This window comes from Acidobacteriota bacterium (genome assembly GCA_003696075.1).
Taxonomy (GTDB): Bacteria; Acidobacteriota; Polarisedimenticolia; order J045; family J045; genus J045.
On sequence record RFHH01000221.1, the window covers coordinates 1 to 4,925 of the forward strand.

Consider the following 4,925-nt stretch of genomic DNA (forward strand, 5'->3'; position numbering starts at 1 on the left):
ATCGGGGTCCGCGTCCATCTCGCGGCGGCCGATGCGGTCGCCTTCCGCGAGCAGCAGCAGGCGGCGGACGGTGTTCTGCAGCTCGCGGACGTTGCCGGGCCAGTCGTGGCGCGCGAGGGCGCGAAGGACGACCGGCTCCACCTCGGGCACCGCCAGGCCGCGGCTCGCGCACTCCCGCTCGAGGAAGTGGCGCAGCAGGAGCGGGATGTCCTCTTTTCGTTCGCGCAGGGGCGGCAGCCGGACGGTGATGCCGTTGAGGCGGAAGAATAGGTCCTGCCGGAACCGGCCCTCGTTGACGAGCTGCGCCAGATCGCGGTGGGTGGCGGCGACGACGCGGACGTCGATCGGAATCGTCCGCTCGCTGCCGACCGGGCGGATCTCGCGTTCCTGGAGCACGCGCAGCAGCTTCGCCTGCAGCTCGAAGCTCATGTCGCCGATCTCGTCGAGCAGCAGCGTGCCGCCCTCGGCCAGCTCGAACAGCCCCTTCTTGTCGGCGTCGGCGCCGGTGAACGCCCCCTTGACGTGACCGAAGAGAGCGCTTTCGAGCAGGCTCGCCGGGATCGCCGCGCAGTTCTCCGACAAGAACGGCGCCTCCGCCCGCGGCGAGTGCGCGTGCAGCGCGCGCGCGGCGAGTTCCTTTCCGGTGCCGGACTCGCCGAGGACCAGCACCGGCACGTCGGCCGGGGCGACCTTCTCGAGCAGCGCGAAGACGCGCTGCATCGGCTCGGAGCGGCCGATCAGTTCTCCGAACCGCCAGCGGTCGGGCCTCGCCTCGCGCAGCTCCTCGGCCCGCCGCTCGAGTTCCCCGGCGAGGCGCGCGCGCGCGAGGCCGGAGGCGAGCTGGGCGGCGACCGCCCGCAGGGCGCGGCGCTCCGGTATCCCGGGGCCCGCATCCCCGGTCCCGACGTGCAAAGCGCCCAGGCAGGCGCCGTCCGCCCGCAGCGGGAAGAGCCCGAGATCGGCCGCGCGCGCATCGGCCTCCTGTTCCGGACGTTCTTCCGCGAGACGCTCGAGCAGTTCCCGGGGCGCCGCCGCGAGGGGATCGGCGCCCTCCTCGAAGCCCGCGGCGGCCGCCGCGCGCCACTCTCCCTCTCGCCCGCGAAGGAGCACCGCCGCCCGCCGTACGCCCGCGACCGCGCGCACCGCGTCGAGCGCCGCTTCCAGGAGCGCCTCCACGGGATGCCCCGCTGCGGCCTCTCGCGCGAACGCATCGAGCGCGGCCAGGATCGAGCTGGTTCCGGCCGCTCCCGCCCGCGGCCCTGCCGCGCCGCGCCGCCGCGCCAGCTCCCGCACGCGCGCGATGTCGGGCCGGCGGAGGAAGCCGTCGCGGTGCTCCCCGGGATCGAGGGAAGCCGCCACGCGCTCGATCGTCTCCGCCGCCTCGGCGAGAGCCGCCTGCGCGCGCTCTTCGTCGCCCGCCCGCTGCCACGCCTCGGCGAGTTCGGCGGCGAGGGCGATCTGGGCTTCCCGCGGTCCGTGGTGCCGGGCGAGCGCCAGGCCGATGTCGAGCTGGGGGATCACGAACTCGAACCGTCCGGTGGCGCTCCACGCGCGGCCCCGCTCGAGGAGCAGTTCCGCGCGCGTCGCCTCCATCTCCTCCCAGCGCTCGTCGAGGGCTGCCTCCGCCTCGTCGAGCCACCGGTGTGCCTCGTCGGGCCGGCCGCGCCGGCGCGCGATCTTCGCCAGCTCGAGGGCCGCGGTGATCCCCTGCTTCTTGGCGCGCCGCCCCGCGGCACGCTCGAACAGGGCGCGCGCCTCCTCCTCGGCGGCGTCGAGTCGGCCCGCGGCGCGCAGGTCGCGCACGCGCGCCAGCCCCGCGTACAGCGCTTGGCTTTCCTCTTCCACGGCGCGGGCGAGCTGGGCGGCGAGGCGGTCGTGTTCCCTCGCGGCGCGGTCGTTGCCGAGGCGGTAGAGCGCGTGGCCGATCGCCAGCAGTGCTGAGACGCGGTAGGTGTGGCGGCCGAGGCGCGTCGCCGCATCGAGCTGCCGCTGCCCGGCCTCGAGCGCCTCGCTGTAGCGCCCGGCGCGGAGCAGCGCGAGGGCGAGGTTTTCGTACAGGACGTCGAAGGAAACGTCCGGCTGCACCTCGCGCAAGCCCTCGATCACCCGCTTCTGCCGCTCGATGGTCTCGTCGAGGGCGCCGAGGGCGCTGACCGTCAGGGCCTCGTTCACGTAGCTCAGCCAGACCCACGGCTCGTCCCTGACCTCGCGGAACATCTCCCGGGCCGTCTCCGATGCCGTGAGACCCTCGTAGACCCTTCCCGTCATCGCGATCGGATAAGCGATGTCGTTCAGCGTCCGGGCCTGCCCCAGCTTGTTGCGCGCCCGGCGCGCCAGCTCCATGGAGCGCCGCATCGGCGCCACCGCCTCGCGATGCGACCACGACATCCAGAGAGTCAGCGCGAGCGTCTTGGCGGCGAGCGCGATCTCCCGCTCCTCGCCGGAGGCCTCGGCGAGGCGCAGGGCGCGCCGCGCGGCGTCGAGCGCGGCATCCCAGCGGCAAAGGACGCGCAGGCTCGCGGCGAGGAAGCTCATCGCCCGGGCCTCGCTCGCCTTGTCGCCCAGCCGCTCCGCGATCTCCGCCCAGCGCTCGCAGGCGCGTGCGGCGCGCTCCCGGTCGATCGCGTGGCGGGCGGCGGCTTCCAGCCGGCGGCAGACCTCGATCGCCTCCCGGCTGCTCGGAGGGCAGCGGTCGAGCGCGGCTTCGAGCAGCGGGATCGCGGCGCGCGGCTGGAAGCCGGAGATGAGGGTGTCGGCGGCCGCCACGAGTTCTTCCCGGCACTCCGGCCCGGCGCCGGCGGCGACGAGGTGTCTCGCCCTCTCCGCCTCGCTCCCCGGAACGCCGGCGAGTCGGTCCGCCCAGCGCCGGTGCCAGCGCCGCCGCGTCTCGGCGGGCAACTCCTCGAGGAGCACCTCGCGGAGGATCTCGAGGGCCGGCCGCCACCGGCCCCCGTCCGCTCGGCAGATCAGGCCCCGCTTCTCCAGCGTCTCGAGATCGGCCCCCGGCGGCCGGCCGGCGATCTCCCCCAACTCTTCTTCCGACGCCGGGCGGCCGGCGAGCACCAGCGCTTCGAGGAGCGCCCGAGACGCGGAATCGAGCCGCTCCAGCCGCGCCCGGAGCAGCTCGCGGGCGGTCGCGGGAAGGCGGATTCCTTCCAGGGGGGCGGTGGCCCCGCGCTCGAGGAGTTCGCGGAGCAGCTCGACGAGGAACGAAGGGTGCCCGCGGCTCGACTCCCACAGGCGCTCGCGCACCGCCGCGGTCAGCGCAGGACCGAGCACCTGTTGGGCGAGCGCGAAGACCGCTTCGCGCGACAGCGGCCCCAACGGCAGCAGGCCGGCCAGCCCCTCGGCGCCGGCTCCCTCGAGCATCGAGGCCAGCGCGGGGGGCAGCTCGCCGTCCCCCGGCTTCAGCGCGGAGGCGAGCAGCCGAAGCGGCGCGCGGCGCGCGAGGCGAGCGAGGTGCCAGAACAGATCGAGGACGAGGGGATCGGCGTGCTGGAGGTCGTCGATGGCCAGGACGAGCGGGGCCGCGTCGGCGGCGTCGGCGAGTGCGCTCGCCACGCCGTCGAGCATCTGGAACCGAGAGGCGGGAGGCCGGCTCCCGTTCTCCGGGCCCGCTTCGAGCAGATCGGGTGCCGCCGCGCGAAGGGCGGTGGCGTACCGGCGCAGGAGGGCCTCCCGGGTGCGGAGCGGGAGCCCGTCGCCCAGAGCGGCGCGGAGCAGCTCCGCGATCGGCGCGAGGCCGCCCTCGGGGTGGCACGCCGCCGCGGCCACGCGCACGCCCCGCTCCTCGAGCCGCTCGGCGCAGACGGCGAGGAAGCGCGAACGGCCAATGCCGGCCTCCCCCACCACCACGAGGGCCGGGGCCGTCCCTTCCCGCAGTTTCCGCCGCGGGTCGATCCGCTCGAGCGCAACCGCGAGCTCGGCGTCGCGCCCGGTGAAGCGCGGCACACCGGGCCAGACCGCGGGGCCGCGGCGAACGCCACGCGAACTCTCCAGCTCTTCCAGTGCCGCACCGGCGTCGGCCGGCCGCGCGGTGGGATCGCTCGCACCGCACCGCCGGACGAGGCGGCGGAGTTCCTCCGCCTCGGCGCCGCCGCCCGCGCGGTCGAGGGGAGCGGCGAACAGCGCGGCGAGCGCGAACAGGTCGCCGCGGGCGGACGGGGCCGCGCCCTTCCGCGCCTCCGGCGCCGCCGAGGCCCAGGCGGGAGGCTGCCCGCTGAGCACCGCTCCCGCCGCGGGCGGGGTGAGCCAAGCTCGGATCGCTCCCGCTTCGGACACCACGCGGAGCGCTCCCGGGCCGAGGCCGCCGTGGACGAGCCCCTTCCGGTGCAGGGCGTCGAGTGCCCGGAGCGCCTGCTCGAAAAGCTGGGCCAGCTCGGCCGGCGAGAGCGCGGGGTCCTCTCCGAGCGGCCGGGCGTCGGTCCAGCGGAACAGGAGAAAGGGTCTGCTGCTCCCCGGATCGATACCGAGATCGAGGACGCGCGCCAGGGAGGGGTGCCTCGCCTCCCGCAACGCGTCGCGGACACGCGCCACGGCGGCCGGGTCCGCGTCTCCCCAGCTTCCCTCCTCCTCCAGCCGGATCGCGATCCCCTCGTACCGGCCGAGTCGGTCGCGCGCGAGGTGGATTTCGAAGCCGGGGCCGGCCTCGAGGGGGCGGATCGGCTCGTACCGGCCGCCGACCGGGCCGGAGCCGGCGGTGGCGAGTCCGCAGCGGTCGATCCAGCGGTAGAGCGTCGCCCGGCCGATGCCGAGGATCTCGGCGGCGCGCTTCCGGTTGCCCTCCGCCCTCACCAGGGCGTCGAGCACCCTCTCCCGCAGTGCTCGTGTCTCGGCGTCCACCGTTTCGCCCGGGGCCGGCGCCGTCCGTCCGGCCGGAGGAAGTGTCTCACAGGTACGGTGAGACAGGGCACCGGGTCAAGGAC

The 4,925-nt window shown here is 75.6% G+C and carries 1 protein-coding gene; it reads right to left on the reverse strand.

Annotated elements, in window-relative coordinates:
* Positions 1 to 4,809: hypothetical protein (locus D6718_13575; GenBank protein RMG42633.1), on the reverse strand; the 4,809-nt coding region annotated here is incomplete at its 3' end.
* Between the last annotated feature and the right edge of the window lie 116 nt (positions 4,810 to 4,925).